19 protein-coding genes and 1 pseudogene are annotated in these 25325 nt (G+C 71.0%); 17 read left to right on the top strand and 3 right to left on the bottom strand.

The genetic code is table 11. The features are described 5' to 3' along the window. The first annotated feature begins 22 nt into the window (after positions 1–22). The gene (coaE, locus tag BMG523DRAFT_RS15950) at positions 23–712 is read left to right on the top strand and encodes a dephospho-CoA kinase (protein WP_011436064.1); all 690 of its coding nucleotides are present in this window, start codon (positions 23–25) and stop codon (positions 710–712) included. A gap of 25 nt (positions 713–737) precedes the next feature. On the opposite strand, the gene uvrB is transcribed toward coaE, so the two are convergent. Further along, positions 738–2870 carry an excinuclease ABC subunit UvrB gene (uvrB, locus tag BMG523DRAFT_RS15945; protein ID WP_035941897.1) on the bottom strand — a complete coding sequence of 711 codons (2133 nt, stop codon included), beginning with the start codon at positions 2868–2870 and terminating at the stop codon, positions 738–740. A 211-nt stretch (positions 2871–3081) separates the two neighbouring features. Between uvrB and BMG523DRAFT_RS15940 the strand changes: the two genes are divergently transcribed. The 3 genes from BMG523DRAFT_RS15940 to BMG523DRAFT_RS15930 all read left to right on the top strand — a co-directional run bounded on the left by BMG523DRAFT_RS15940 (position 3082) and on the right by BMG523DRAFT_RS15930 (position 6803). Continuing rightward, on the top strand, positions 3082–4404 hold the full coding sequence (locus BMG523DRAFT_RS15940) for an alanine and leucine rich protein (RefSeq protein WP_011436066.1): 1323 nt from the start codon (positions 3082–3084) through the stop codon (positions 4402–4404). A gap of 42 nt (positions 4405–4446) precedes the next feature. Then, on the top strand, positions 4447–5451 hold the full coding sequence (locus tag BMG523DRAFT_RS15935) for a TerC family protein (RefSeq protein ID WP_043591473.1): 1005 nt from the start codon (positions 4447–4449) through the stop codon (positions 5449–5451). Positions 5452–5777: 326 nt separating this feature from the next. Then, positions 5778–6803 carry a glycosyltransferase family 2 protein gene (locus tag BMG523DRAFT_RS15930; RefSeq protein WP_023841696.1) on the top strand — a complete coding sequence of 342 codons (1026 nt, stop codon included), beginning with the start codon at positions 5778–5780 and terminating at the stop codon, positions 6801–6803. A gap of 97 nt (positions 6804–6900) precedes the next feature. On the opposite strand, the gene BMG523DRAFT_RS15925 is transcribed toward BMG523DRAFT_RS15930, so the two are convergent. Beyond that, entirely contained in the window at positions 6901–7599 is a 699-nt protein-coding gene (locus BMG523DRAFT_RS15925) for an MBL fold metallo-hydrolase (protein WP_011436069.1), read from the bottom strand. 245 nt (positions 7600–7844) lie between these two features. On the opposite strand from BMG523DRAFT_RS15925, the gene uvrA reads away from it, so the two are divergent. Then, positions 7845–10775 carry an excinuclease ABC subunit UvrA gene (gene uvrA, locus BMG523DRAFT_RS15920; protein ID WP_011436070.1) on the top strand — a complete coding sequence of 977 codons (2931 nt, stop codon included), beginning with the start codon at positions 7845–7847 and terminating at the stop codon, positions 10773–10775. On the opposite strand, the gene BMG523DRAFT_RS15915 is transcribed toward uvrA, so the two are convergent. Beyond that, positions 10718–11131, bottom strand: a complete 414-nt coding sequence (locus BMG523DRAFT_RS15915; RefSeq protein ID WP_011436071.1) for an SsgA family sporulation/cell division regulator — start codon at positions 11129–11131, stop codon at positions 10718–10720. The genes uvrA and BMG523DRAFT_RS15915 overlap by 58 nt on opposite strands. A 250-nt stretch (positions 11132–11381) precedes the next feature. Between BMG523DRAFT_RS15915 and uvrC the strand changes: the two genes are divergently transcribed. The 12 genes and pseudogenes from uvrC (at position 11382) to BMG523DRAFT_RS15860 (ending at position 24944) form a co-directional block, all read left to right on the top strand. Then, positions 11382–13499 (top strand): excinuclease ABC subunit UvrC, encoded by a 2118-nt coding sequence (gene uvrC, locus BMG523DRAFT_RS15910; protein WP_043591471.1) that lies wholly within the window; start codon positions 11382–11384, stop codon positions 13497–13499. Continuing rightward, the gene (gene rapZ, locus BMG523DRAFT_RS15905; protein ID WP_011436073.1) at positions 13496–14365 is read left to right on the top strand and encodes an RNase adapter RapZ; all 870 of its coding nucleotides are present in this window, start codon (positions 13496–13498) and stop codon (positions 14363–14365) included. Before uvrC ends, rapZ begins: the two co-directional genes overlap by 4 nt. A gap of 7 nt (positions 14366–14372) precedes the next feature. Beyond that, a complete protein-coding gene (gene yvcK, locus BMG523DRAFT_RS15900; RefSeq protein ID WP_011436074.1) occupies positions 14373–15455 on the top strand; it encodes a uridine diphosphate-N-acetylglucosamine-binding protein YvcK in 1083 nt (360 codons plus the stop codon). Positions 15456–15469: 14 nt separating this feature from the next. Beyond that, positions 15470–16447, top strand: a complete 978-nt coding sequence (gene whiA, locus BMG523DRAFT_RS15895) for a DNA-binding protein WhiA (protein ID WP_076804536.1) — start codon at positions 15470–15472, stop codon at positions 16445–16447. A 467-nt stretch (positions 16448–16914) separates the two neighbouring features. Further along, a complete protein-coding gene (gene gap / locus BMG523DRAFT_RS15890) occupies positions 16915–17922 on the top strand; it encodes a type I glyceraldehyde-3-phosphate dehydrogenase (protein ID WP_011436076.1) in 1008 nt (335 codons plus the stop codon). Positions 17923–18088: 166 nt separating this feature from the next. After that, on the top strand, positions 18089–19291 hold the full coding sequence (gene pgk, locus BMG523DRAFT_RS15885; protein ID WP_011436077.1) for a phosphoglycerate kinase: 1203 nt from the start codon (positions 18089–18091) through the stop codon (positions 19289–19291). Between the two features lie 69 nt (positions 19292–19360). Next, positions 19361–20287, top strand: a complete 927-nt coding sequence (gene tpiA, locus BMG523DRAFT_RS15880; RefSeq protein WP_011436078.1) for a triose-phosphate isomerase — start codon at positions 19361–19363, stop codon at positions 20285–20287. A gap of 90 nt (positions 20288–20377) precedes the next feature. After that, a pseudogene (locus BMG523DRAFT_RS23330) lies at positions 20378–20563 on the top strand (oligopeptide/dipeptide ABC transporter ATP-binding protein); the annotation flags it as partial. Continuing rightward, positions 20564–20794 (top strand): preprotein translocase subunit SecG, encoded by a 231-nt coding sequence (gene secG / locus BMG523DRAFT_RS15875; RefSeq protein ID WP_011436079.1) that lies wholly within the window; start codon positions 20564–20566, stop codon positions 20792–20794. 74 nt (positions 20795–20868) lie between these two features. Beyond that, a complete protein-coding gene (locus BMG523DRAFT_RS15870; RefSeq protein ID WP_011436080.1) occupies positions 20869–22635 on the top strand; it encodes an ABC transporter substrate-binding protein in 1767 nt (588 codons plus the stop codon). A 257-nt stretch (positions 22636–22892) separates the two neighbouring features. Beyond that, entirely contained in the window at positions 22893–23228 is a 336-nt protein-coding gene (locus BMG523DRAFT_RS15865; protein ID WP_011436081.1) for an RNA polymerase-binding protein RbpA, read from the top strand. A gap of 105 nt (positions 23229–23333) precedes the next feature. Continuing rightward, a complete protein-coding gene (locus BMG523DRAFT_RS15860) occupies positions 23334–24944 on the top strand; it encodes a serine/threonine-protein kinase (RefSeq protein ID WP_043591469.1) in 1611 nt (536 codons plus the stop codon). Positions 24945–25325: the final 381 nt, after the last annotated feature.

Genomic DNA, 25325 nt, shown 5'->3' with positions numbered 1-25325 from the left:
GGGAGCTGGCAGACTCGGCGATGTGTTCACAGTAGGTCTGACGGGTGGCATTGGTTCGGGCAAGAGCGCGGTGTCAGCGTGCCTCGCGGCCCGGGGCGCCTTGCTGATCGACGCCGACCAGGTCGCCCGGGACGTGGTGGCGCCCGGCACCCCGGGGCTCGCCGCGGTCCTGGCGGAGTTCGGCACCGAACTGGCGAACGCGGACGGCGGCCTGGACCGCGAGGCGCTCGGCCGGATCGTGTTCGCCGATCCCGCCGCCCGCGGCCGGCTCGAAGCGATCGTCCATCCGCTGATCCGCGAGGAGACGGCGCGGCGCATGGGGGAGGTGTCACCGAGCGGAATCGCCGTGCACGACATCCCGCTGCTCGTCGAGGTGCACGCCGAGGGCACCTACGACGTGGTGCTGGTCGTCGAGGCGCCGCGGGAGCTGCGGCTGCACCGCCTCGAGGGCCGCGGCCTGCCCCGCGACCAGGCGCTGGCGCGGATGGCGAACCAGGCCACGGACTCCCAGCGCCGGGCCGCTGCCGACATCGTGGTGGACAACGGCGGGAGCCTGGACGACCTCGACGCCCGCATCGAGGAGGTCTGGCAGGACCTGCTGGCCCGCCGCGACGCCAAGGCCACCGCCAAGGCCACCGCCAAGGCCGAGACCGTCGCCAGCGGCACGGATACTGCCGCCAGCGGCACGGACACCGCCGCCCCAGCCGGCTGATCGTGGCAGGCCGGCGCTCACGGCATCACTGCACGCCGGCGGCGCCCATGCCACGCAGCTCCTTCTTCAGCTCGGCGATCTCGTCGCGCAGCCGGGCGGCCAGCTCGAACTGCAGCTCCTTCGCCGCCTCGTGCATCTGGTCGTCGAGCTGGCGGATAAGCTGCGCGAGTTCGTGGGAGGGCAGGCCGGCGAGTTCGGCGGCGTACCGGCCGACGGCGCCCTCCCTGCCGGCGCGCGACTTCATCCCCGGAACCGGGGCCTTGCCGCGGGACTGCGATCGGCCGCCGCCGCCAATCAGCTCGCCGTCGGCCGACTGGCGAACCATGTCGTCGAGGATGTCGACGACCTTCTTGCGCAGGGGCTGGGGATCCAGCCCGCGCTCGGTGTTGTAGGCGATCTGCTTCTCGCGCCGCCGGTTCGTCTCGTCGATGGCGCGGCGCATCGACGGGGTGATCGCATCCGCGTACATGTGGACCTGCCCGGACACGTTACGGGCGGCCCGGCCGATCGTCTGGATCAGTGACTTGTCCGAGCGCAGGAAGCCCTCCTTGTCGGCGTCGAGGATGCTCACCAGCGACACCTCTGGCAGGTCGAGACCCTCGCGGAGCAGGTTGATCCCGACGAGCACGTCGAACTCGCCGCGGCGCAGCTCGGTGAGCAGCTCCACCCGGCGCAGGGTGTCCACCTCGCTGTGCAGGTACCGCACCCGGATGCCGAGTTCGAGCAGGTAGTCGGTGAGATCCTCGGCCATCTTCTTGGTCAGCGTGGTGACCAGGACCCGTTCGTCCCGCTCGGCGCGCAGCCGGATCTCGTGGACGAGATCGTCGATCTGCCCCTTCGTCGGCTTGAGCACGACCTCGGGGTCGAGCAGGCCGGTAGGCCGGATGATCTGCTCGACGACGCCGACGGACCGGCCCAGCTCGTAGGGGCCCGGGGTCGCCGACAGGTAGACCGTCTGGCCGATGCGCTCGAGGAACTCCTCCCACCGCAGCGGGCGGTTGTCCATGGCACTGGGCAGCCGGAACCCGTGCTCGACGAGGTTGCGCTTGCGGGACATGTCGCCCTCGTACATCCCGCCGATCTGCGGGACGGTGTTGTGCGACTCGTCGATCACCAACAGGAAGTCGTCGGGGAAGTAGTCGAGCAGGGTGTGCGGCGGGCTCCCGGCCTCGCGGCCGTCGATGTGCCGGGAGTAGTTCTCGATGCCCGAGCAGAACCCGACCTGGCGCATCATCTCGATGTCGTAGGTGGTGCGCATCCGCAGCCGCTGTGCCTCCAGCAGCCTGCCCTGCCGCTCCATGGTGGCCAGCCGCTCGGCGAGCTCCGCCTCGATGCCGGCGATCGCCCGCTCCATCCGCTCCGGCCCGGCGACGTAGTGCGTGGCCGGGAAGACGTAGATCTCCTCCGCCTCGCTGACGACCTCCCCGGTCAGTGGATGCAGGTAGGTGAGCCGCTCGATCTCGTCGCCGAACATCTCGACTCGGACGGCGAGCTCCTCGTAGACCGGGAAGATCTCCACCGTGTCCCCCCGGACCCGAAACGTCCCGCGGGTGAAGGCGAGGTCGTTGCGGGTGTACTGCACGTCAACGAAGCGGCGCAGCAGCAGGTCCCGCTCGATCTCGTCGCCGACCCTCAGCCGCACCATCCGGTCGATGTACTCCTGCGGTGTGCCGAGGCCGTAGATACAGCTGACGCTCGCGACCACGACGACGTCCCGACGGGTGAGCAGGTTCATCGTCGCCGAGTGCCGTAGCCGCTCCACCTCCTCGTTGATCGAGGAGTCCTTCTCGATGTAGGTGTCCGTCTGCGCGATGTACGCCTCGGGCTGGTAGTAGTCGTAGTACGAGACGAAGTACTCGACGGCGTTGTGCGGCAGCAGCTCCCGGAACTCGTTGGCGAGCTGCGCGGCGAGCGTCTTGTTCGGAGCCATCACCAACGTCGGCCGCTGCAGGCGCTCGACCAGCCACGCGGTGGTCGCGGACTTTCCGGTGCCGGTGGCGCCGAGGAGGACGACGTCGGACTCGCCGGCCCCGACCCGCCGGGCCAGCTCGTCGATGGCGGCAGGCTGGTCGCCCGACGGGGAGAAGTCGGACACGACCTGAAACGGCGCCCGCGTCCGCTCGATGTCGATGGTGGGCCGTTCGAACGTTGTGCTCACGGCTTCTAGCACACCACAGGCCTCCGACAGTTTCCGAATCTCGATGTTGCCGAACTTCGATGTTGCCGAACCTCGGCAACGAAATCGTCGGCAAAGTCGCGGACTCCCTGCGGTGTCTGCCGGGACGTTGACGGGCAGGCTATGCGTTGAGCATGTATGACACCCGGTCGTGACCGCGGCCCGGTGAAGGCGAAAGGAGCTCTGAGCGGACATGACCACCCACGACGCCACCCGACGGGGACATCTCCCGCCGATCACGGTGCGTCCGGGACTGGCTGTCTCGGTGGCGATCGTCACTGTCCTCCTCTCCGCGATCACGCTGCCGGCCACCGTGCCCGGCCGGCCCGGATTCGCCTACCTGTCCGGCGGTCTGATCGGGGCGGGCTTGCTCGTGGGCGTCCTGCTGGCCGCCGATCTGATGCGGGCCCGGTCGGCCCGTCGGTCGGGGGTGACCGTTCTCGGCATCACCCTCGGCGCCTTCGGAAGCCGGCTGGTCCTGGCCGGTGCGCCCGACCGCTCCGCGGGCGTGGCGGTCGCCCCTCACCCGACAACCCCTCACCCGGCCGCCCACCAGCCGGCACTCCACGGTATCGATCTCGCGCCGCCGCCCGTGGCGGCCCTCGATCCCACGCCGGGGACGGGCACCCAGGTCGGCACCCAGGTCGAGGCGCGGATCGCGCGGGCCGGCCTGCTCGTCACCGCTGCCGCCGGGGCCCTGCTTGTCGTGCTCGGTGCCCTGGCACCCGCCGGCACCTGGGAACTGGCCGGCGAGGTGGCCCTGTGGGTGGGTACCTTCGCGCTGCTGGTGACCCTCGTTGACGTCCTTCCCTCCCCGCGCAGCTCCGGCGGCCGGCTGATCGCAGCCCGGGTGGAGCGCCGCACTGGCAGTCGTGCGCGCGCCGAGCAGGCCGCGGCCCGCGCCGGCGTGATCACTGGCTGGTCACTGATCGCCGTCGGGTTGGTCGGGTCGTTCCTGGTCGGGTTCGTCGCGCTGTGGGCTGTCCTGCTGGGTTGGTTGGCGCTGGGCACCTCCCGGTTCGCCCAGGCGCAGCAGCGGACCTACGTCGCGCTGGAGGGTCTGACCGTCCGGGACGTGATGAGCCCGCCGCCGCCGCCGTTGTCCGCCTGGACGACCGTCGCAAGCGCGCTGGACGAGGTTGTACTGCCGTCGCGGAGGGCGGTGTTCGGAGTCGAGGACTTCGACGGATCCCTCGCCGGGGTGGCGCTGTTGCGTGACCTCGCCGCCGTGCCGATGGACGATCGAGGTCTCGCCCGGATCAACCGGGTCATGATTCCGCTGGAGATGGTTGCCACCGCCCGTCCGGACGAGCAGCTGACGGACGTCACCGGCCGGCTTCTGGAGCGGCCGGCCGCGGGCTGCGTCGCCGTCATTGGCGCCGCCCCGGATGACGGTCGCCTTCGCCTGATCGGAACGGTGGGCCCGGTGGAGCTGAAGCAGGCGGTGGAGACCGCCCCGCTGCGCGGGCGCGCCACCACGGTCCGCCCCGCCCATCCCGGCGGCTTCTGGCGCTGACCGCCCGCCGTGGCGGGCACCCGACTCCGCTGGAGATCATCTGTGTACGTGCCCCCCTGGGCTTGGGCCGCCTTCGTCGGCGTCCTGCTCACACTCCTGACCATCGACCTGCTGGCACATCGTCGGGCTCACGTCATCGGCTTTCGCGAGGCCGCGTGGTGGAGCGTTCTGTGGGTCTCGCTGGGCATCGGATTCGCCGGTGTCATCTGGGCCTGGCAGGGCCCGGGGCCCGCCGGCGAGTACGCCGCCGCGTGGCTGCTGGAAAAGAGCCTGTCCGTCGACAACCTCTTCGTCTTCGCGCTGATCTTCTCTTATTTCAGGGTGCCTCGCGCCTACCAGCACCGCGTCCTGTTCTACGGTGTGCTGGGAGCGCTTGTGCTCCGTTTCCTGTTCATCGCGGCCGGCATCGCGCTGCTCGAACGGTTCAGCTTTGTCATCTACGTCTTCGGGGCTTTTCTGCTCTACACGGCGGTCACGATGCTCCGGGGCGACGGCGTCGAGATGGATCCGGGCCGAAGCAGGGCGGTCGCGCTGCTTCGCAAGGTCATTCCGGTCACCGACGACTATCAGGGGCAGCGTTTCGTGTTTCGGCGTGCCGGGAAGCTGGTCGCCACGCCGCTACTGGCCGTCCTCGTCGTGATCGAGACCGCCGACGTCCTGTTCGCGTTCGACTCGGTGCCCGCCGCGCTCGGTGTGACCGACAAGGTGTTCCTGGTCTACACGAGCAACGCCCTGGCCATCCTGGGGCTGCGGTCGTTGTTCTTCCTGCTCTCCGGTCTGATGGAACGTTTCCACCACCTGGCGACGGGGCTCGCGTTCATCCTGGCCTTCATCGGCGTGAAGATGTTGCTCACCGACGTGTGGCACCCGCCGATCGCGCTGTCGCTCGGTGTCATTGTGGTGACATTGATCGTGGCCATCGTCTGGTCGCTGCGCACCACCCCGCCGGCCCCGCGGTCCGTGGCCGAGCCGGAGGGGGTAACCAAGCCGGAGGGGGTAGCCGAGCCGGGGGGCGTGGCCGAAGGCTCCCAGGAGGTGCCCCGATGACCGGTGGGCGGGTGGCGAACCGGGCCCGGTTCGCCACTTGCCCGGAAACATATCGAGGAATGGTGTCGCGACGCGCCGGGAACGAGGATGCCTGACAGTCCTGGCTCAGCGGTTATGCTGGCTCCGGCGGGTACTGCGGTACATTCGGTGCACATCCAGCCGCCGGAACGTATCTCTCTGACGTGGGCGAGGAGACGCGCGGGCGGGAATACTCGACGTTCCGGGACCGATCGTGTGTACTCGTTCGGTGTGAGTCGTGGTCCTTTCTTGCCGATTCTTCCCGAAATTTCGCAGCTCGTTGCGGGCGTACTAGCCGAAGGCGGATGATGCACAGGCTGTTGGCGGTCGTCGTTTCTCACGGGGGATCGACGTCTCTGTACCGGTTGCTGACCACACTGGATGCCATGGCGGAATGTCGGGTGTTTCTGGTAGAAAATGATGGGAAATCCCGACATGATGCGTTGCCGGACGGTGTGCGCGTGGTCCAGGGGCACGGGAACGTCGGATACGGCACCGCGGTGAACCTCGCTGTCCGCCGTGCCCTGGAGGACGGGCTGCGGCCGGAGTGGATCCTGGTGGTCAACAGTGACGTGACGGTCCCTGCCGACACCGCGACGATGATCCCGAAGCTGCTCGCCTGGGCCCCGTCGTCCGCCGACGTGGTCGGCTTCCCGATCCGCGGCACGGCGGGCGAGCGGGGACGGGCGAGTGCCGTCCTGCCGCGCCCGCGGACGAACGCCTACACGGCGGTACGGGGCGAGATCGCCGCGGTGGAGAGGTGGCCGGAACTGCGCTATCCGGTCGGCGCCTTCTTCGCCGTCCGCTCGGAGATTTTCCTACGGCTGGGCGGATTCGACCCGTCGTACTGGATGTACTACGAGGAGACGGATCTGTTCGCCCGGTTGCACGCCGCGGGTGGGCGCATCGTCTGGGCGGACGACGCCTGGCCGGTCGTTCATGTGGGCGGGGAGACCGTCGGGCGGTCCGGGCTGCTGTACGCCGAACTCGGCCGGTCGGCAGCCACCTATGCCCGGCGGCACCGTCACGACGTGGGCCGGTCGTGGACCGCGGTGCACGCGGCCCAGTTGACCGTCCTCGCCGCGCGCAAATTGGCCGTGGGCCGGTCGCACGACGCGTTGCGCGCGGTCCGGATCCTCTCCGGGCTGGTGAGCGGGCTGGCCCGGCCAGGCTGGGAGCCCGCGGTCAGCTCACGGTGGCACGCCGTCCCGGCCGAGACGCGGCTGCGTCTCGGCCATCTCCGCCCGGTCCCGCGGACGCCGCGGCAGCGGCAGGACGATCTGATCGATGATCTCGCCGACGGCTCCCCCGGCTCCTCTGGCCAGCGGACGTAGCGCCAGCATCACCTCGTGCCGGAGGGGGTCTCGGGGGAGTGAGCGTATCCGGTGGCGTGAGTGCGCGAGCTCGCCGCAGCCGGCCTCACCCCCACCGTCACCAGCCGCGGGCGCGCCATTCCGCCAGGTGCGGGCGTTCGGCGCCGAGGGTGGTGTCGTGTCCGTGGCCGGGGTAGATCCAGGTGGTGTCCGGCAGTGGGCCGAAGATCTTGCGTTCGAGATCGTCCATCAGCGTCGTGAAGGCCTGTTCGTCACCGAACGTGTTTCCAGGGCCGCCAGGGAACAGGCAGTCTCCGGTGAAGAGGTGGGGAGCGGCGGGATCGGCGTCGTAGAGCAGGGCGATGGATCCGGGTGTGTGCCCGACCAGGTGGATCACCCGAAGGGCCGCCGTCCCGACGGCGATCTCGTCCCCCTCGCGCACCTGCCGCGCGGTGGGCACCGGAATGGCCGGGGCGTCGTCCGGATGGGCGACCGTGCTGGCCCCGGTGGTGGTGACCACATCTGCGAGGGCCTGCACATGATCATCGTGCCGATGGCTGGTGACCACCGTTGCCAGCCCCGCGTCCCCGACAAGCCGCAGCAGCGTGTCGGCCTCGTTCGCCGCGTCGACGAGCAGCTGCTCCCCGGTGACCGGGCAGTGCAACAGGTAGGCGTTGTTGTTCATCGGGCCGACGGCGACCTTGGTGATCGTCAGGCCTGGCAGGGTCCGCACGTCGGCCGGACCGCCGACCGTGACTTTCCCGGTGTACTCGGTGTAGCCGGTGCGGCTGGTGTCGCCGCCGTTGGCGTCGCTCATGACGATCCTCTCCGGAGTGGATGGCGCGGATGGGACGGGAACAGGGGATAGCTGCCGGTCGTTACGGTCCGTCGGGTGGCACCGGGAGATCTGACGCCTCTGACGCCTCTGAGGTCTCTGCCGGATGCGACGGATTCGTCCGGCTGATGGTTAGGTGGCCGCCCCCGGAAAAGTGTCGGTCCTCATCCGTAGCATGGCCACACTCGCCCAGGTCCGGTCTTACTGAAGATCATGAGGGTTTGTCGATGGCCGATCGTCTTGTCGTGCGTGGCGCGCGTGAACACAATCTCCGTGACGTCGACCTCGACCTGCCCCGCGACGGGCTGATCGTCTTCACCGGTATGTCCGGGTCCGGCAAGTCCAGCCTCGCCTTCGACACAATCTTCGCCGAGGGGCAGCGGCGCTACGTGGAGTCGCTGTCGGCCTATGCGCGGCAGTTCCTCGGGCAGATGGACAAGCCCGACGTCGACTTCATCGAGGGGCTGTCTCCGGCCGTCTCCATCGATCAGAAGTCGACCTCGCGCAACCCGCGGTCCACCGTCGGCACGATCACCGAGGTCTACGACTACCTGCGGCTGCTCTTCGCCCGCGCCGGCCGTCCGCACTGCCCGAAGTGCGGGCGGCTGATCTCCCGGCAGACCCCGCAGCAGATCGTCGACCGGCTGCTGGAGTTGCCCGAAGGCACCCGCTTCCAGGTGCTGGCCCCGGTGGTGCGTGGCCGCAAGGGCGAGTACGTCGACCTGTTCGCCGAGCTGCAGAGCTCCGGGTTCGCACGGGCCCGCGTCGACGGCACGGTGGTGCCGCTCACCGATCCGCCGAAGCTGGAGAAGCAGCGCAAGCATACGATCGAGGTCGTCGTCGATCGGCTCGCGATCAAGTCGTCAGCGAAGCGGCGGCTCACCGACTCGGTGGAGACGGCCCTGAAGCTGGGCGGCGGGCTCGTCCTGGTTGACTTCGTCGACCGCGACGCCGACGATCCCGAGCGCGAGCGGATGTACTCCGAGCATCTGGCCTGCCTCTACGACGACCTCTCCTTTGAGGAGCTGGAGCCGCGGTCGTTCTCGTTCAACTCGCCGTACGGCGCCTGCCCCGAGTGCACCGGGATCGGGACCCGCAAGGAGGTCGACCCGGAGCTCGTCGTGCCCGACCCCACCCTGTCGCTGGCGCAGGGCGCGGTGGCCCCCTGGTCGGGCGGCCACAACAAGGAGTACTTCGAACGGTTGCTCACGGCCCTCGCCGAGGACCTCAGCTTCAGGATGGACACCCCGTGGGAGGGGCTGCCCGAGCGGGCCCGCAAGGCCGTGCTGTACGGCAGCGGCGACACCGAGATCCACGTCGGCTACACCAACCGCTACGGCCGCAAGCGTTCCTACCACACCTCCTTCGAGGGCGTGATCGGTTTCCTGGGCCGCCGGCACCGCGAGGCCGAGTCGGACAGCAGCCGGGAGCGGTACGAGGGCTACATGCGCGACATCCCCTGCCCGGCCTGCCGCGGCGCGCGGCTAAAGCCGGAGTCACTCGCGGTGACGCTGGGTGGCCGGTCGATCGCCGAGGTTTCGGGTCTGGCGATCGGCGAGTGCGCCGTGTTCCTGCGCGGGCTCGACCTCACCGAACGGGAGCGGACCATTGCCGGTCGGGTGCTCAAGGAGGTCGACGCGCGGCTGACATTCCTGCTGGACGTGGGGCTGGACTACCTCTCCCTCGACCGGGCCGCCGGCACCCTGGCGGGCGGCGAGGCACAGCGCATCCGGCTGGCCACCCAGATCGGTTCCGGGCTCGTCGGGGTGCTGTACGTGCTCGACGAGCCGTCGATCGGCCTGCACCAGCGGGACAACCGCCGGCTCATCCAGACCCTGCTGCGGCTGCGCGACCTGGGTAACACGCTCATCGTCGTCGAGCACGACGAGGACACGATTCGCGCCTCCGACTGGGTGGTCGACATCGGCCCCGGCGCCGGCGAGCACGGCGGTCGGGTCGTCGTCTCCGGGCCGGTCGAGAAGCTGCTCGCCAGCGAGGAGTCGATGACCGGCGCCTACCTGTCCGGGCGGCGGCGGATCCCGGTGCCCGACATCCGCCGGGTGCCGGCCAAGGGCCGGGCACTGACCGTGCACGGGGCCCGGCAGCACAACCTGCGCGACGTCACCGTGTCGTTCCCGCTGGGCTGTTTCGTGGCCGTCACCGGGGTGTCGGGCTCGGGGAAGTCCACCCTCGTCAACGACATCCTCGCCGCCGTCCTGGCGAACAAGCTCAACGGCGCCCGGCAGGTGCCGGGCCGGCACCGCACTGTCAGCGGGCTCGACAATCTCGACAAGGCGGTCCGGGTCGACCAGTCCCCGATCGGACGCACGCCGCGGTCCAACCCCGCCACCTACACCGGCGTGTTCGACCACATCCGCCGGCTGTTCGCCGAGACGACCGAGGCGAAGGTCCGTGGCTATCTGCCGGGCCGGTTCTCGTTCAACGTCAAGGGCGGGCGGTGCGAGGCGTGTTCCGGTGACGGCACCCTCAAGATTGAGATGAACTTCCTGCCAGACGTGTACGTGCCGTGCGAGGTCTGCCACGGCGACCGGTACAACCGGGAGACGCTGGAGGTGCACTACAAGGGCAGGAACATCGCCGAGGTGCTCGACATGCCGATTGAGGAGGCGGCGGAGTTCTTCGCCGCGGTGCCGGCCATCGCCCGCCACCTGCGGACGCTGAACGACGTCGGCCTGGGGTACGTCCGGCTCGGCCAGTCGGCGCCGACCCTCTCCGGCGGCGAGGCGCAGCGGGTCAAGCTCGCCTCGGAGCTGCAGCGGCGCTCCACCGGCCGGACGGTCTACGTGCTCGACGAGCCGACGACCGGTCTGCACTTCGAGGACATCCGCAAGCTGCTCGGCGTGCTCGGCCGGCTGGTCGACGCCGGGAACACGGTCATCGTGATCGAGCACAACCTCGATGTCATCAAGACGGCGGACTGGATCATTGACCTGGGTCCGGAGGGGGGCACGGGAGGCGGCCGTGTCGTCGCGCAGGGGTCGCCCGAGGCCGTGGCTGCGGTCGAGGAGAGCCACACCGCGGTCTTCCTCCGGGAGATCCTCAGTGACCGGGTCGCCGAGGTGGGACCGCTCCCGCCCTCTCAGGTCCGCAGCAGGTCCGCGAGGACGGCGTCCAGCTCCTGTTCGGTGTGCTCCTGACCGGTCGGGACAAGCCGCTCGGTGCGGTCCAGGAAGCTGCGCAGCGACGACGCCGCGACCACTACCACGGACTGGCGGTCGCCGTGCACCAGGTCGAGCCGCACGCCGCGCCGATCCGCGTCGGGACCGATCCGGACGTCCCCGTCGCCCACCGCCGTCTCCAGGCCGGCGCGCAGGGTGTCGCGTGGTGCGACCCAGCTGCCCTGCGGCAGCGCGGGATGCTCCGGCCTGGACACCAGCGTCATGGACACGGCCAACGGGTCGCGGGCGCCCCAGCAGATCTGGAACACGGTGATCCGCCCACGGCTGGACGCGTCGTCCACGACGAACTCCGCCGTGACGTCCTTACCAAGCACGCGCTGGCTCCCTCGGTTCGCTTGCCCGATGTCTCGAGGGTCGCAGCCCTCCGCCCCGGACGCCAACGGGGGCCCCCGAAACAGCGGAAGGTGTGTAATCGGTCACGATGCTGCCGGGTGGCCGTCGCCGCTCGTCACCCTACCGCCACCACCGGAGGGAACCCGCCGCCAAGCCCGCGCGCTATGCGTGATGAAATGGTTACGTGCAGGTGCTGCTTGCTCGGGATGAAGGTCGCCGTAGGCTCGGTTCATGGCTGATCCGGCGTCCTACCGGCCCGCGCCGGGCTCGATCCCCGAGACACCCGGTGTCTATCGTTTCCGTGACGAGCACGGTCGCGTGCTCTATGTCGGCAAGGCCAAGAACCTGCGGGCCCGGCTGGCCAACTACTTCGCCGAGTTGCACACCCTCCATCCGCGTACGCAGCACATGGTCTCCTCGGCGAGCTCGGTCGACTGGACCGTCGTCTCGACCGAGGTCGAGGCCCTCCAGCTCGAGTACACGTGGATCAAGCAGTTCGACCCGCGCTTCAACGTCCGCTACCGCGACGACAAGAGCTACCCGAGTCTCGCCGTGACCCTCCACGAGGAGTTCCCGCGCCTGCAGGTCATGCGGGGACCCAAGCGCAAGGGCGTCCGGTACTTCGGCCCGTACGCGCATGCCTGGGCCATCCGGGAGACCCTCGATCTGCTCCTGCGGGTCTTCCCCGCCCGCACATGCTCGGGCGGGGTCTTCAAACGGGCCGCGCAGGTCGGACGGCCGTGCCTGCTCGGGTACATCGACCGGTGCTCGGCACCCTGCGTGGGACGGGTCGACGCGGCCACCCATCGGGAGATAGTCGAGGACTTCTGCGACTTCATGTCCGGGCAGACGGGCCGTTACCTGCGTCGGCTCGAACGGGAGATGCAGCAGGCGGCGCAGGCCCAGGAGTACGAACGCGCCGCGCGGCTGCGCGACGACATCGGCGCCCTGCGCCGTGCGGTTGAGAAGCAGGCCGTGGTCCTGCCCGACGGCACCGACGCCGACGTCATCGCCTTCGCCGAGGACGAGCTGGAGGCCGCCGTCGCGGTGTTCTACGTGCGTGGCGGGCGGGTACGCGGCCAGCGGGGCTGGGTCGTCGACAAGCTCGACGAGGTCACGACCGCGGACCTCGTCGAGCAGTTCCTCACCCAGGAGTACCTCGACGGCACGGGAGCGGCCTCGACCGGGACCGCCGGTTCGACGGTGCCCACGACCACCGCGGGATCCCAGGGGGAAGGCATCCCCCGCGAGATCCTGGTGCCCGCCCTGCCGCCCGATGTCGAGGCGGTCACCGAACTGCTCGGCGCGGCCCGGGGTAGCCGCGTCGAGGTCCGCGTGCCCCGCCGTGGGGACAAGCGCACCCTGCTCGAAACGGTGGAGCGCAACGCCAAGCAGGCGTTCGCGCTGCACCGGACGAAGCGGGCCAGTGACCTCACCGCCCGCAGCCGTGCCCTCGCCGAGCTTCAGGAGGCCCTGGAGCTGCCCGACGCGCCGCTGCGCATCGAGTGCTTCGACGTCTCGAACACCCAGGGCACGAACGTCGTGGCGAGCATGGTCGTGTTCGAGGACGGCCTGCCGCGCAAGTCCGAGTACCGCAGGTTCGCGATCCGCGGCATCGCCTGCCGGGAGGGTGCCGGCCGGGAGGGTGCCGGGGACGACGTGGCGAGCATGTACGAAACCATCCACCGGAGGTTCTCGCGCTACCTCGCCGAGCGGTCCCGCACCGCCGACATCGCCGACATCGCCGAGCTTGGCGACATCGCCGGCGCGCCGGGTGCCGCGCAGCCGATCGATCCGGGGACCGGGCGGCCGCGCCGGTTCGCCTACCCGCCGAACCTCGTCGTGGTGGACGGCGGGGCGCCCCAGGTGGCTGCGGCGGCCCGGGCGCTCGACGAGCTCGGCATCGACGCCGGCCCCGGCGGGGTGGCGCTGTGCGGGCTGGCGAAGCGGCTGGAGGAGGTCTGGCTGCCGGACACCGCGGACCCGGTCATCCTCCCGCGGACGTCCGAGGCGCTCTACCTGCTGCAACGGGTGCGCGACGAGGCGCACCGCTTCGCCATCGCCTACCACCGGCAGAAGCGGTCCACGGCCATGGTGGCCTCCGCCCTCGACGAGGTCCCCGGCCTGGGTGACACCCGGCGCAAGGCCCTGCTGCGCCACTTCGGTTCGGTGGCGAAGATACGGGCGGCGAGTGCCGAGCAGATCGCGCAGGTGTCCGGCATCGGCCCGCGGACGGCGGCGGCGATCGTCACCGCGCTGGCCCGGTCGGCGCCGGGCCGCGCCGACGCGCCCGCCCCCGTCGTCGACCCGCGCACCGGAGAGATTCTCGACACGGAGACCGTCTCATGACCACCCCGACCCTGGATCTGGCGATCATCACCGGGCTGTCCGGCGCCGGGCGCAGCACCGCGGCGAAGTGTCTGGAGGACCTGGGCTGGTTCGTCGTCGACAACCTTCCCCCGGAGCTGCTGTCCACCATGGCTGAGCTGGGCCGTCGTTCCGGTGGGGCAATCAGCCGCATCGCCGTCGTGGTGGACGTGCGGGGCCGGCCGTTTTTCTCTGACCTGCGCGCCGCGATCGCGGCGCTCGACGCGCGGGGCATGCATCCCCGGATGCTGTTCCTCGAGGCCAGCGACGACGCGCTGATCCGCCGGTTCGAGCACGTCCGCCGGCCGCATCCGCTGCAGCGCGACGAGCGGGTGGTCGACGGCATCGGCCGGGAACGGATTCTGCTCGCCGAGCTGCGCGGCGAGGCCGACCTGGTCCTCGACACCACCGACCTGAACGTCCACGAGTTGCGGTCGAAGATCGACGCCGCGTTCGGGCAGCCGAACGCCAACCGGCTCAACGCCACGGTGGTGTCGTTCGGGTACAAGTACGGACTTCCGCTGGATGCGGATCTCGTCGCCGACTGCCGGTTCCTGCCCAACCCGCACTGGGTGGAGGCGCTGCGCCCGTTCACCGGCCGCGATCCGCAGGTGCGCGACTATGTGCTGGCCCAGCCGGGAGCGCAGGACTTCCTCGACCAGTACTCGGCGCTGCTCCGCCTGGTCGGCGAGGGTTACGCCCGTGAGGGCAAGCGGTATCTCACGCTGGCCGTCGGGTGCACCGGCGGCAAGCACCGTAGCGTCGCGATCGCCGAGCAGCTCGGCATCCGGCTCGCCGCGGGCGGCGTGGGAGTCCGGGTGGTGCACCGTGACCTGGGACGGGAGTGAACCATCCGTGAACCTCAAGGGCGTAGCCGCGCGCTCCGACGGTCCGGACCGGGCACCGGCGGTCGTCGCCTTCGGCGGCGGCCACGGGCTCGCCGCCTCGCTCGCCGCGCTCCGGCAGATCACCTCGGCGCTTACCGCCGTGGTGACCGTCGGTGACGACGGTGGATCCTCCGGGCGGCTGCGCGCGGAGCTCGGCGCGCTCCCCATGGGCGATCTGCGAATGGCCCTGGCCGCGCTGGCCGGACCGGACGGATGGTCGACCACCTGGGCGGACGTGTTCCAGCACCGGTTCGGCGGCGACGGGCCGCTCGCCGGGCACGCGGTCGGCAACCTCGTGCTGACCGCGCTCGCCGAGCGCACCGGATCACCGGTGGCCGCGCTCGACTTGGCCGCCACCCTCCTCGGCGTGCGGGGGCGGGTGCTGCCGCTGTCGACCAGGGGCATCGATATCGTCGCCGACGTCGTGGGGCTGGATCCGGCGGCGCCCACCGCCGAGGTCGAGGTGCGCGGGCAGGCCGCGGTGGCCACGACCGGTGGACGGGTCGCGGGTGTCCGGCTGTCGCCGGCGGCACCGCCGGCCTGTCCGGAGGCGGTGACCGCGGCGGGCGCGGCCGACTGGATCATCCTTGGACCGGGATCGCACTACACGAGCATGCTGCCGCATCTGCTGGTTCCTGAGATGAACCGGGCGATCGCGACGTCCCGGGCGAACCGGGTGATGGTGTTGAACCTGACCGCCCAGCCGGGGGAGACCGAGGGATACACCCCCCAGGCCCATCTCCACTCCCTCGGCCGGCACGTTCCCGGCCTGCGGCTGGACGTGGTGATCGCCGATCCGACCGCCGTGCCCGACCCCGATCTGCTCGCCCGGGCGGCGGCGGACGTCGGTGCCCGGCTCCATCTGGCGCCGGTGCGGATCCCCGGCGCGCCCGTGCACGATCCGGTCCGGCTCGCCGCGGCCTTCCGTGCGGTGTTCGCGGGACTCCCGGAGGCGACCTGCCCGACGCCCGCGTCCCGGCGGCCGGTCACGCAGTACTCATCGTCCGGCGGACCGGTCCGCCGGACCCCATCCGGTGAAGCCAAGGAGTGATCGGTGTGGCGGCGATGACGGCCACCGTCAAGGACGAACTGAGCCGGCTGCGGGTCGCGAAGCCCTGTTGCCGGCGGGCCGAGATGGCGGCCCTGCTGCGCTTCGGTGGGGGGCTGCACATCGTCGGTGGTCGCATCGTGGTCGAGGCGGAACTCGATACTGGCGCGACCGCCCGCCGGTTGCGTCGTGAGGTCGCCGAGGTCTTCGGCTTCCCCTCGACGGTGGCCGTGCTGGCCGCCGGTGGGCTGCGCCGCTCGGTGCGCTACATCGTGCGCGTCGAGCGAGACGGCGAGCAGCTCGCGCGGTCCACCGGCCTGCTCGACCAGCGTGGCCGTCCGGTGCGCGGGCTGCCGCCGCAGGTGGTCACGGGCTCCGCCTGTGACGCCGCGGCGGCCTGGCGGGGCGCGTTCCTCGCCCACGGTTCGCTGACCGAGCCGGGTCGGTCCTGCTCGCTGGAGGTGACCTCGCCTGGTCCAGAGGCCGCGCTCGCCCTGGTCGGCGCGGCGCGTCGGCTGGGGGTCCAGGCCAAAAGCCGGGACGTGCGCGGCGTCGATCGCGTCGTCATCCGCGACGGCGACGCGATCGGCGCGCTGCTGACCAGGATCGGTGCGCACGACAGCCTGCTCGCCTGGGAGGAACGGCGGATGCGCCGGGAGGTCCGGGCGACCGCCAACCGGCTGGCGAACTTCGACGACGCCAACCTGCGCCGCTCCGCCCGGGCCGCGGTGGCCGCCGGCGCCCGGGTGCAGGCCGCGATGCGCATCCTCGGCGACGACGCCCCGGAGCACCTGCTGGCGGCCGGCCGGTTGCGCATCGAGCACGCGCAGGCCTCCCTGGAGGAGCTGGGCGCGCTCGCGGACCCGCCGCTGACCAAGGATGCGGTCGCCGGCCGGATCCGCCGGCTGCTGGCGCTCGCCGACAAGAGGGCCAACGCGCTCGGTATCCCCAACACCGAGGCGAGCGTCTCCCCGGATCTCCTTGAGAACGCCTGAGCAACAGCGGCCCAGGTCAGGCCCAGACATTTCATACCTGCAAGTCATACCCGCAAGTGGACTACTGGCCCAGTAGCACCATCGGGATCGGATGGCTCTTCGGGGCTCTTCGGGGTGGGACCCGCCCTGTGGGGCGCCCGCCTGGGCGGTTCGGCCGGCGTCAGCGCGGGTCCACGGGATCTGCCGGCCCCCGGCCCTGCGCGGAGGCGCACCGGCGGTGCGGCAGCGCAGCCATGTGATGGGATGTAGTTTCCGGGTGGGGCGTGCCCGCACCGTGTGAGGAGACCAACATCGCACGGTTCGGATTCCCGCCGATGATGTGCAAACTCGTTAGGCTCCTGCCTCGACAGCGCCACACGAACGACAGCGCCACACGAACGAGAACGTCACAACCGAACGACGACGTCGCGATGGAACGACGGCGTGACTATCGAAACGACGAGACAAGACGGTAGGGAGTCCTGGACGTGGCTACGCGGGTGGGTGTCAACGGCTTCGGGCGAATCGGTCGTAACTTCTGGCGGGCGCTCGCGGCGAGCAACCGGAACGATCTCGAGATCGTCGCGGTCAACGACCTGACCGACAACAAGACTCTCGCGCATCTGCTCAAGTACGACACCACGCTGGGTACGCTGTCCGCTGCGGTCGGTGTCGTTGACGAGGGTATCCGCGTCGGTGATACCGTGATCAAGGTGCTGGCCGAGCGCGACCCGGCGGCGCTGCCCTGGGCCGATCTGGGCGTGGACGTCGTCATCGAGTCCACCGGCCGCTTCACCAAGGCGGCGGATGCGGGCAAGCACCTGCAGGCGGGTGCCAAGAAGGTCATCATCTCGGCGCCGGCCAAGGACGAGGACATCACTGTGGTGATAGGCGTGAACGACGACGCCTACGACCCGGCCAGGCACCACATCCTGTCCAACGCATCCTGCACGACGAACTGCGTCGCGCCGATGGCGAAGGTGCTCGACGAGGCCTTCGGTATCAGCCAGGGGCTGATGACCACCATCCACGCCTACACCAACGACCAGGTCATCCTGGACTTCCCGCACTCGGACCTGCGGCGGGCGCGGGCTGCGGCGCAGAACATCATCCCGACCACCACGGGTGCGGCGAAGGCCACCGCGCTGGTCCTGCCCCACCTCAAGGGCAAGCTCGACGGACTGGCGATGCGGGTGCCGGTCCTCGACGGCTCGGTCACCGACCTGGTGGCCACCCTGGACAAGAAGGCCAGCAAGGAAGAGGTCAACGCGGCGTTCAAAGCGGCGGCGGAGGGCCCGCTGAAGGGCTACCTTGTCTACACCGAGGACCCGATCGTCTCCTCTGACATCGTCAACACCCCGGCGTCCTGCACGTTTGACTCGCTGCTGACGATGTCCGCCGGCAATCAGGTGAAGGTCGTCGGCTGGTACGACAACGAGTGGGGCTACTCCAACCGGCTGGTCGACCTGACCGCGCTGGTCGCCGCGCGTCTCTAGGCCCGCGCGCCGCTGGTCGCCGCGCGCCGCTGGTCGCCGCGCGCCGCCGGCAGGCGAAACCCGTCGGGCGGCGCCGGTCCTCCCCGGCCGTTCCTCCTGACCGGGCCGGAGAGGATCCTCTCCGGCTCTTCCTCGACAATTTCTCTCCCCAATGGAGTAACGAAGCGTGAGGACGATCGACGACCTGCAGGTCGCCGGGCACCGAGTGCTGGTCCGCAGTGACCTGAACGTGCCGCTGGATCGTTCCGGTGACACCCCGCGCATCACCGACGACGGCCGGGTCCGCGCCAGCGTCCCGACCATCTCCGCGCTGCTGGACCGGGGCGCCCGGGTGGTCGTGAGCTCGCACCTGGGCCGGCCGAAGGGCGAACCGGACCCGAAGTACTCCTTGGAGCCGGTGGCGGGTCGGCTCGCCGAGCTGCTGGGCCGGCCGGTGGCGTTCGCCGGCGACGGCAGCGGTGACATCGCCGGTGCGCATGCCCGCGAGGTGGTCGCCGGACTCGGGGACGGCGAGGTGGCCCTGCTGGAGAACCTGCGCTTCGCCGCCGGGGAGACCAGCAAGGACGCGGCGATCCGCGCGGCTTTCGCCGACGAGCTGTCGGCGCTCGCCGAGTTCTACGTCGGGGACGCCTTCGGCGCGGTCCACCGGGCCCATGCCAGCGTCGCCGACGTCCCGAAGCGGCTGCCGCACGCCGCGGGTCGGCTCGTGCTTACCGAGCTGGAAGTGCTCCGCCGGCTCAGCAGCGACCCGGCGCGTCCCTACAGTGTCGTGCTCGGCGGGTCCAAGGTGTCCGACAAGCTCGGCGTGATCCGCGCGCTGCTGCCCAAGGTCGACGCGTTGCTCGTCGGCGGGGGGATGTGCTTCACCTTCCTGGCGGCGCTCGGTCACGGGGTCGGCGGGTCGCTGCTGGAGACCGAGATGATCGAAACGTGCAAGGAGCTGCTCGCCGAGGGCGGGGAGCGGATCGTGCTGCCGACCGACGTCGTCGTCGCGGACAGGTTCGCCGCCGACGCGGACACCGCCGTCGTCGCGGCTGACGCCATCCCCGCCGGCTGGCTCGGGCTCGACATCGGCCCGGCGTCGACGGAGCTGTTCGCCGCGCGGCTGGCCGGAGCGGCCACGGTCTTCTGGAACGGGCCGATGGGCGTGTTCGAGCTCGCGCCGTTCGCCGCGGGCACCCGGGGGGTGGCCGAGGCGGTCGCCGCCGGCAAGGGGTTCTCCGTCGTGGGTGGCGGCGACTCCGCCGCGGCGGTCCGCACGCTCGGCATCCCGGAGGATGCCTTCAGTCACATCTCGACCGGCGGCGGCGCGAGCCTGGAATACCTGGAGGGCAAGACGCTGCCCGGGCTCGCGGCCCTCGATGTCTGATTTCCGCGGGACGTCCGGCCTCCGCGGGACGTCCGGCGTCCGCGGGACCTCCGGGGCCGGGGCCGGCTGATGGCCCTGCTGGGCCGGGGAAGATCTGAGCGAGGTTCCGACAGGGGATCCGGGAAGAACAGGGGATCCGGGAAGGACGAGGACGGCGTGGGCAAGGACAGGTCGGTGAAGGGCGCTGCCGGTTCAAAGGGCGCCGCCGGAGTCAAGGGCACCGGCCGACGGACGCTGGTAGCCGGCAACTGGAAGATGAACCTCAATCACCTCGAGGCGATCGCGCTGGTGCAGAAGATCGCCTTCGATCTCAAGCCCGCCGAGCTGGAGACCGTCGAGGTCGTTGTTCTCCCGCCGTTCACCGATCTGCGCAGCGTGCAGACCCTGGTGGACGGGGACAAGCTCGCCATCGCCTACGGGGGGCAGGACCTCTCCCCCTACGCGTCGGGTGCGCACACCGGTGACATCAGCGGGGCGATGCTGGCCAAGCTCGGCTGCGACTACGTCGTCGTCGGGCACTCCGAGCGCCGGGCCGACCACCACGAGGACGACGCGCTGGTGGCGGCCAAGGCGAAGGCGGCCTTCTCCGTGGGGCTCACCCCTATCCTGTGCGTGGGGGAGCCCGAGGAGATCCGGGCCGCCGGCACCCAGGTCGAGCACGTGCTGCGTCAGCTCGAGCGGTCGCTGGCTGGCATCACCGCCGAGCAGGCCGCGACGATCGTCATCGCCTACGAGCCGGTGTGGGCGATCGGCACTGGCCGCACCGCCTCCGCGCAGGACGCCCAGGACATGTGCGCGGCGGTCCGCGGCCAGCTGGCCAGTCAGTACGGCGATGAGATCGCCGCGGGGATCCGTGTCCTCTACGGCGGCTCGGTGAAGGCAGCGAACGCCGGCGAGCTGTTCACCATGCCGGACGTGGACGGCGGGCTGGTCGGCGGGGCGAGCCTGGTCGCCGAGGAGTTCGTCGGCATCGTGCGCAGCGGGCCGCCGGCCTGACGGCGGACGCGTCCGTACACTCGCCTACCGCGCACTCGCCCTGCCGCCGGCCGTCCCGGTGCCGGACCACCGGACCAGGCGAAGCACTGTCGGTGAGAGCGGATACTGTTGCGTGGCGACGTGTCCGGCCCGCCCGATCCCCTCAAGGCGTGCCGGTTCCACCCACGTTGCTGGAAGGCCGAGGAGGTGTGTAGGACGGTGGAACCGCCCTTGTCGGAGGTTCGGCCTGGGCACCGAGCGGCCTGCCACTTCCCCGAGGAGCGGGAGCTGGTCTAGATGACGATCGGTCTGTCGATCGCCCTGATTGTCGCGAGTATTCTGATGATCATGCTTGTGCTGTTGCACCGAGCCAAGGGAGGCGGGCTGTCCACCCTGTTCGGCGGCGGCGTGTCCTCGTCGCTGGGTGGGTCCTCGGTCGTGGAGAAGAACCTCGACCGGTTGACCATCGCTGTTGGGATCATCTGGTTCACCTGCATCGTCGGTCTCGGTCTGCTGCTGAAGAATTGAACGCCCAGTTCGGCCCGCGCCCTGGTCCCGGCCGCGGGAGTGGTCGCGGCCGTGGAGGCCGGCTGCCTCGCCTCGTGTCCGTGCTCGCCACGATCCTGCTCGCCACGGTCCTGGCTGCCACGGTGACCGCCTGCAGCGGTGGCTCGGGGGACGGATCGCGTGAGCTCGCTGCCAGTCCCACCCCGGCGACGACCACCACGCCCCCTCCGTCCGGCAAGCCGGGCGGCACGCTGCGGATCGTCACCCAGTGGATGCCCAGTGGCGATCCGGGCTGGGCCGACCAGCCCGGCGAGCGGGCGGTCAGCCGGCTCGTGACCCGCCAGCTGTACAGCTATCCCTCCGACGAGGACACGACGAAGTCGACCATCCCGCGGCCGGACCTCGCCGTCGGCGCGCCGGTCGTCACCGAGAACGGGCTGGTCTACACGGTGCGGCTGCGTCCCGCGGCGCGCTGGGACACCCCCAACCAGCGCCGGATCACTGCCAACGACGTCGCCCGCGGCATCAAGCGACTGTGCACGCCCCCGAACCCGTCACCGCTGCGCGGCTACTTCACGGCGACCATCGTCGGATTCCGGGAGTTCTGTGCCCAGCTGGCGGCGACCCCGGTCGCCGACGCCGCGGCCTTCGTCGAGAGCAGCACCGTGGAGGGCATCGAGATCGTCGGCGACGACACGCTCGCGTTCCACCTACTGGCCCCGGTGAACGACTTCGTGGACGTGCTGGCGCTGCCGGCGGCCTCCCCGGTGCCGCTGGAGGCCCTGGCCTACCCGCCGGACTCGCTGGAGTACCTGCACAACCTGGTCTCGGCCGGGCCGTACCGGTTCACGGTCGCCCCCGGCGAGGGGTACCGGCTGTCGCGCAGCCCATCGTGGAGCGCGTCCTCGGACGGGATCCGCCGCGCCCTGCCCGACCATATAACGATCTTCGACGGCCTGAGTCCGGAGGCCATGCAGCAGGAGCTGGAGAGCGGCGACGCGGACATGTCGCTCGACGGGAAGATACCCGACAGCCGGGCCGTGGAGCTCGCCAGGGCGAACGACCCCCGTCTCGTGGTCGACGGGGTCGGGGTCACCCTGGCGCTCACCGTCGGGTTCAATGGGCCCTCCGCGGCCGCGCTGCGTGAGCTGTCGGTCCGCCGGGCGCTGCCCTACTGCATCGACCGGGTGAGCCTCGCGGCGGCGCTCGGCGGCCCCGAGTTCGCCGCTGCCGCCACTGGGTTGCTGCAGGAGACGATGACCGGCTACACCGACGCGGATCCCTTCCCGAGCCCGGCGGGACTCGGCGACGCGGCCCGTTGCCGGGAGGCGCTGAGCCATACCCCCGGCGGACCCGTCACGGCGCTGTCCCTGCTCACCACGGACAGCGCCACCGACGTGGCGGCCGCCGAAGCACTGCGGACCGCCTTCGCCCGTTCCGGTATCCGCCTCGACATCCGGATCCGGACCGGCGAGCGCTACCGTGCGGCAGCCGTCCACCCCACCGGGCAGTTCTGGGACCTGGCGCTCACTACTATCGCCCCGGACTGGTACGGCGACGCGGGCCGCACCGTCTTCCAGCCGTTGCTGGACGAGACGTGGGCCGGCCCCAGGCCGGCCGACGGCGGCTACCGGGATCCGGGCGCCCTGCATCTGCTCGCCACGGCGCTGCGGGCCACCAGCGAGGCGACCGCCGCGAGCAATTGGGCCGACCTGGAGCACACGCTGGTCGAGCAGGTCGCGGTGATCCCGCTGGCCGTCGTGCACACCCCGCAGTTCCACAGCACGAACGTCACCGCGTTCACGATCGTGCCGTCGATCGGCACCGCCGATCCGACCGCGGTCTCGCTGGGGTCCGGATGACAGCCGACCTGAACACGCTCCTCCCACCGGGGGTAACGCCAGGGGTAACCAGGCGGGGGTGGCCGGTGCATCCATGGGTGGCTCTCGCGGCCTACACTCCCTCCAGGACGTACCCGGAGGAACATCTGGGGAAAAGCGCCGGGAACGTCAGGTTTACGAAACCGGGTACGAGGTTTCGCGGCACTCGAGGCAGCGAAATCGGCAGGCACGGTTTCCGTGCTACCACCCATGGGACGAGACGAAGGAGCACGCGGGCCGTGGCAGGTGGCAACGCCATCCGGGGGAGCCGGGTCGGGGCAGGACCGATGGGAGAGGCGGAACGGGGCGAGACCGCGCCCCGGCAACGTATCTCCTTCTGGTGCGCTAACGCGCACGAGACGAGACCGTCGTTCGCTGCGGACGCGGCGATCCCCGACACGTGGGATTGTCCGAGCTGTGGTTTTCCGGCGGGACGGGATCGGGACAACACCCCGGCCCCGCCGCGCACCGAGCCGTACAAGACCCATCTCGCCTACGTGCGGGAACGACGGAACGAAAAGGACGGCGAGGCGATCCTCGCCGAGGCGCTCGCCAAGCTTCGGGGCGCATCCTAGCCCGGCCCCGGCAGCGGCCGACGGTCGCCGCCGGCGGCGACCGTCGGCGCACGCGCGCCCCGCCCCCGCTCCCGCAGCCGTTGCGCCGTCGCCGAGGATGCCCCTGTGACTGTGGATGGTGTCGGCATCGGCCCGCTCGTCGCCGGGCGGTACCGGCTCGTCGAACGGATTGGCTCCGGTGGGATGGGCACCGTGTGGCGGGCCCACGACGACGTGCTCCGGGTCGAGGTGGCGATCAAGGAGATCCGGGTCTCCGCCGACCTCGACGACGACGAGCGTGCCGCCGGAGTGGAGACGGCGATGCGCGAGGCCCGCAACGCCGCCCGGCTGCGGGGGAACCCACACGTGGTCACCGTCCATGACGCCGTGGAACACGACGGCCTGCCGTGGATCGTGATGGAGCTGGTCCGGGCCGGCACACTCGCCACGACGGTCAACCGGGACGGTCCCCTGCCGCCCGAGCGTGCCATCCAGGTCGGGCTCGCGGTCCTCGACGCCCTGGTCGCGGGTCAGCGGATGGGCGTGCTGCACCGGGACGTCAAACCATCGAACATCCTGCTGGCCGACGACGGCCGGGTGCTGCTGACCGACTTCGGCATCGCCACCCACGCCGCCGACCCGACCCTCACCGGCGGCATCGGCAGCGGCGGGACGCCCGCTTACATGGCGCCCGAACGCCTCCTCGGCGGCCCCGCGACCCTGGCCGGCGACCTGTTCGCCCTCGGCGCCACCCTCTACTTTGCCGTCGAGGGGGTCTCACCGTTCCAGCGCGACACGCTGCCCACCACTATCGGCGCCGTGCTGCACGCCGATCCGCCACCCTTCCTCCGGGGCGGCAGGCTGTCGGCAGCGATCGCCGGGCTGCTGGCCAAGAACCCGGCGAGCCGGCTGCGCGCGGAGGGAGCGCAGGCGTTGCTGACCTGGGCCGCGTCCCACCCAGCCGATTCCGCCCCGGCATCCCTGGTATCTCCGGCATCTCCGGCATCCCCGGCCGCGTCGTTGCCGCCGTCCTCGGCATCCCCGGCCGCGTCGTTGCCGCCGTCCCCGGCGCCGGACGCGGTGATCCGGCGCCGGACCGGGTCGCGACCCGTGCCGTTCCCGCCGGCCTGGCCAGGGACGGCGCGGCCCCCCGGCGCGGTCGGGTGGGTCCGGTCGTGGCGGGCACCCCGGCTGATGGCCGGGGCGATGATCCTCCTGGTGCTGCTCGCCGCCGTGGCCGCCGGGGCGTACCAGCTGTTCGGCGCGGACGACGGCGGCGACGGCGACCGGCGTCGTGCCTCGCCGCCGACGGTCGCCACGCGGGATCCGGCGGGGGTCGGGTCGCAACCGGGCGCCGAGGCTGGCGAGGCGCTGCCCCCGGGCATGATCGGCAGTTGGAGCGGATCGGTGACGCAGGCGTTCGTGCACTTCAACGCCGAGCTGGTGCTGCGGGGCGGCCGGATCGGCGAGGTGATCGGCACGAGTGCCTACCCGGAGAGTGGATGCGCCGGCGAGCTCGTGCTGCGGGGGGTGTCCGGCGCCTCGGTCCGGCTCGAGGAACGTCTCACCCGGGTCGGGGCGTTGTGCTTCGCCGCCACCTGGCTGGACCTCGTGCTCCACGGCGACGGCACGCTCGACTGCTCGTATCCGGCGACCGAGATCAGTTCGGCGGGGCAGGCGACCATGCGCCGCTCGGCGCCCCCCATGTCCCCATCGTCCCCCGCGCCTCCGGGCTGACCGGGACTGCCGGCTGACCGGACTGCCGGGTGAGCGGGTGAGCGGGTGAGCGCGCTGGGCGGTCCACCCCCGGCGGGTGAGGCGGCGAGACGGGGGGAACGGCCCGGCGCGGGTATGAACGGACCGGGTCAGAAACCGGGTCCGGGCCGGAACCGGGGCCCAGGACGCCGGGACGGCCGTGGCCCGTCCAGGCCACCGCCCGACCACGGCGTGGACAGGTGGACAGGAGGTACTCCGTGGATCCCGATTTTCCGCTACTCGTAAGAGTTCGGTGATGGCGTGGGTGGGCGGGCCGAAGGCCCGGCCGGTGTTGCCGGTCGGGTGGTTTTCGGCTTGTGGGTGGGGTTAGGGCTCGGGCCCGTCGGGTGGGCCGTCCTGGGG

It is taken from the genome of Frankia sp. BMG5.23 (assembly GCF_000685765.2).
GTDB classification, from domain to species: domain Bacteria; phylum Actinomycetota; class Actinomycetes; order Frankiales; family Frankiaceae; genus Frankia; species Frankia casuarinae.
Note: the sequence above shows the minus strand (reverse complement) of the source record. Positions and strands in the feature narration are given on the sequence as shown.

What these genes read in the sequence shown, in the direction of transcription:
- BMG523DRAFT_RS15940 (WP_011436066.1), top strand. Translation starts at nt 3,082, where the DNA reads ATGACCACCCACGACGCCACCCGACGGGGACATCTCCCGCCGATCACG.
- BMG523DRAFT_RS15930 (WP_023841696.1), top strand. Translation starts at nt 5,778, where the DNA reads ATGCACAGGCTGTTGGCGGTCGTCGTTTCTCACGGGGGATCGACGTCT.
- BMG523DRAFT_RS15925 (WP_011436069.1), bottom strand. Translation starts at nt 7,599, where the DNA reads ATGAGCGACGCCAACGGCGGCGACACCAGCCGCACCGGCTACACCGAG.
- uvrA (WP_011436070.1), top strand. Translation starts at nt 7,845, where the DNA reads ATGGCCGATCGTCTTGTCGTGCGTGGCGCGCGTGAACACAATCTCCGT.
- uvrC (WP_043591471.1), top strand. Translation starts at nt 11,382, where the DNA reads ATGGCTGATCCGGCGTCCTACCGGCCCGCGCCGGGCTCGATCCCCGAG.
- rapZ (WP_011436073.1), top strand. Translation starts at nt 13,496, where the DNA reads ATGACCACCCCGACCCTGGATCTGGCGATCATCACCGGGCTGTCCGGC.
- whiA (WP_076804536.1), top strand. Translation starts at nt 15,470, where the DNA reads ATGACGGCCACCGTCAAGGACGAACTGAGCCGGCTGCGGGTCGCGAAG.
- tpiA (WP_011436078.1), top strand. Translation starts at nt 19,361, where the DNA reads ATGGCCCTGCTGGGCCGGGGAAGATCTGAGCGAGGTTCCGACAGGGGA.
- secG (WP_011436079.1), top strand. Translation starts at nt 20,564, where the DNA reads ATGACGATCGGTCTGTCGATCGCCCTGATTGTCGCGAGTATTCTGATG.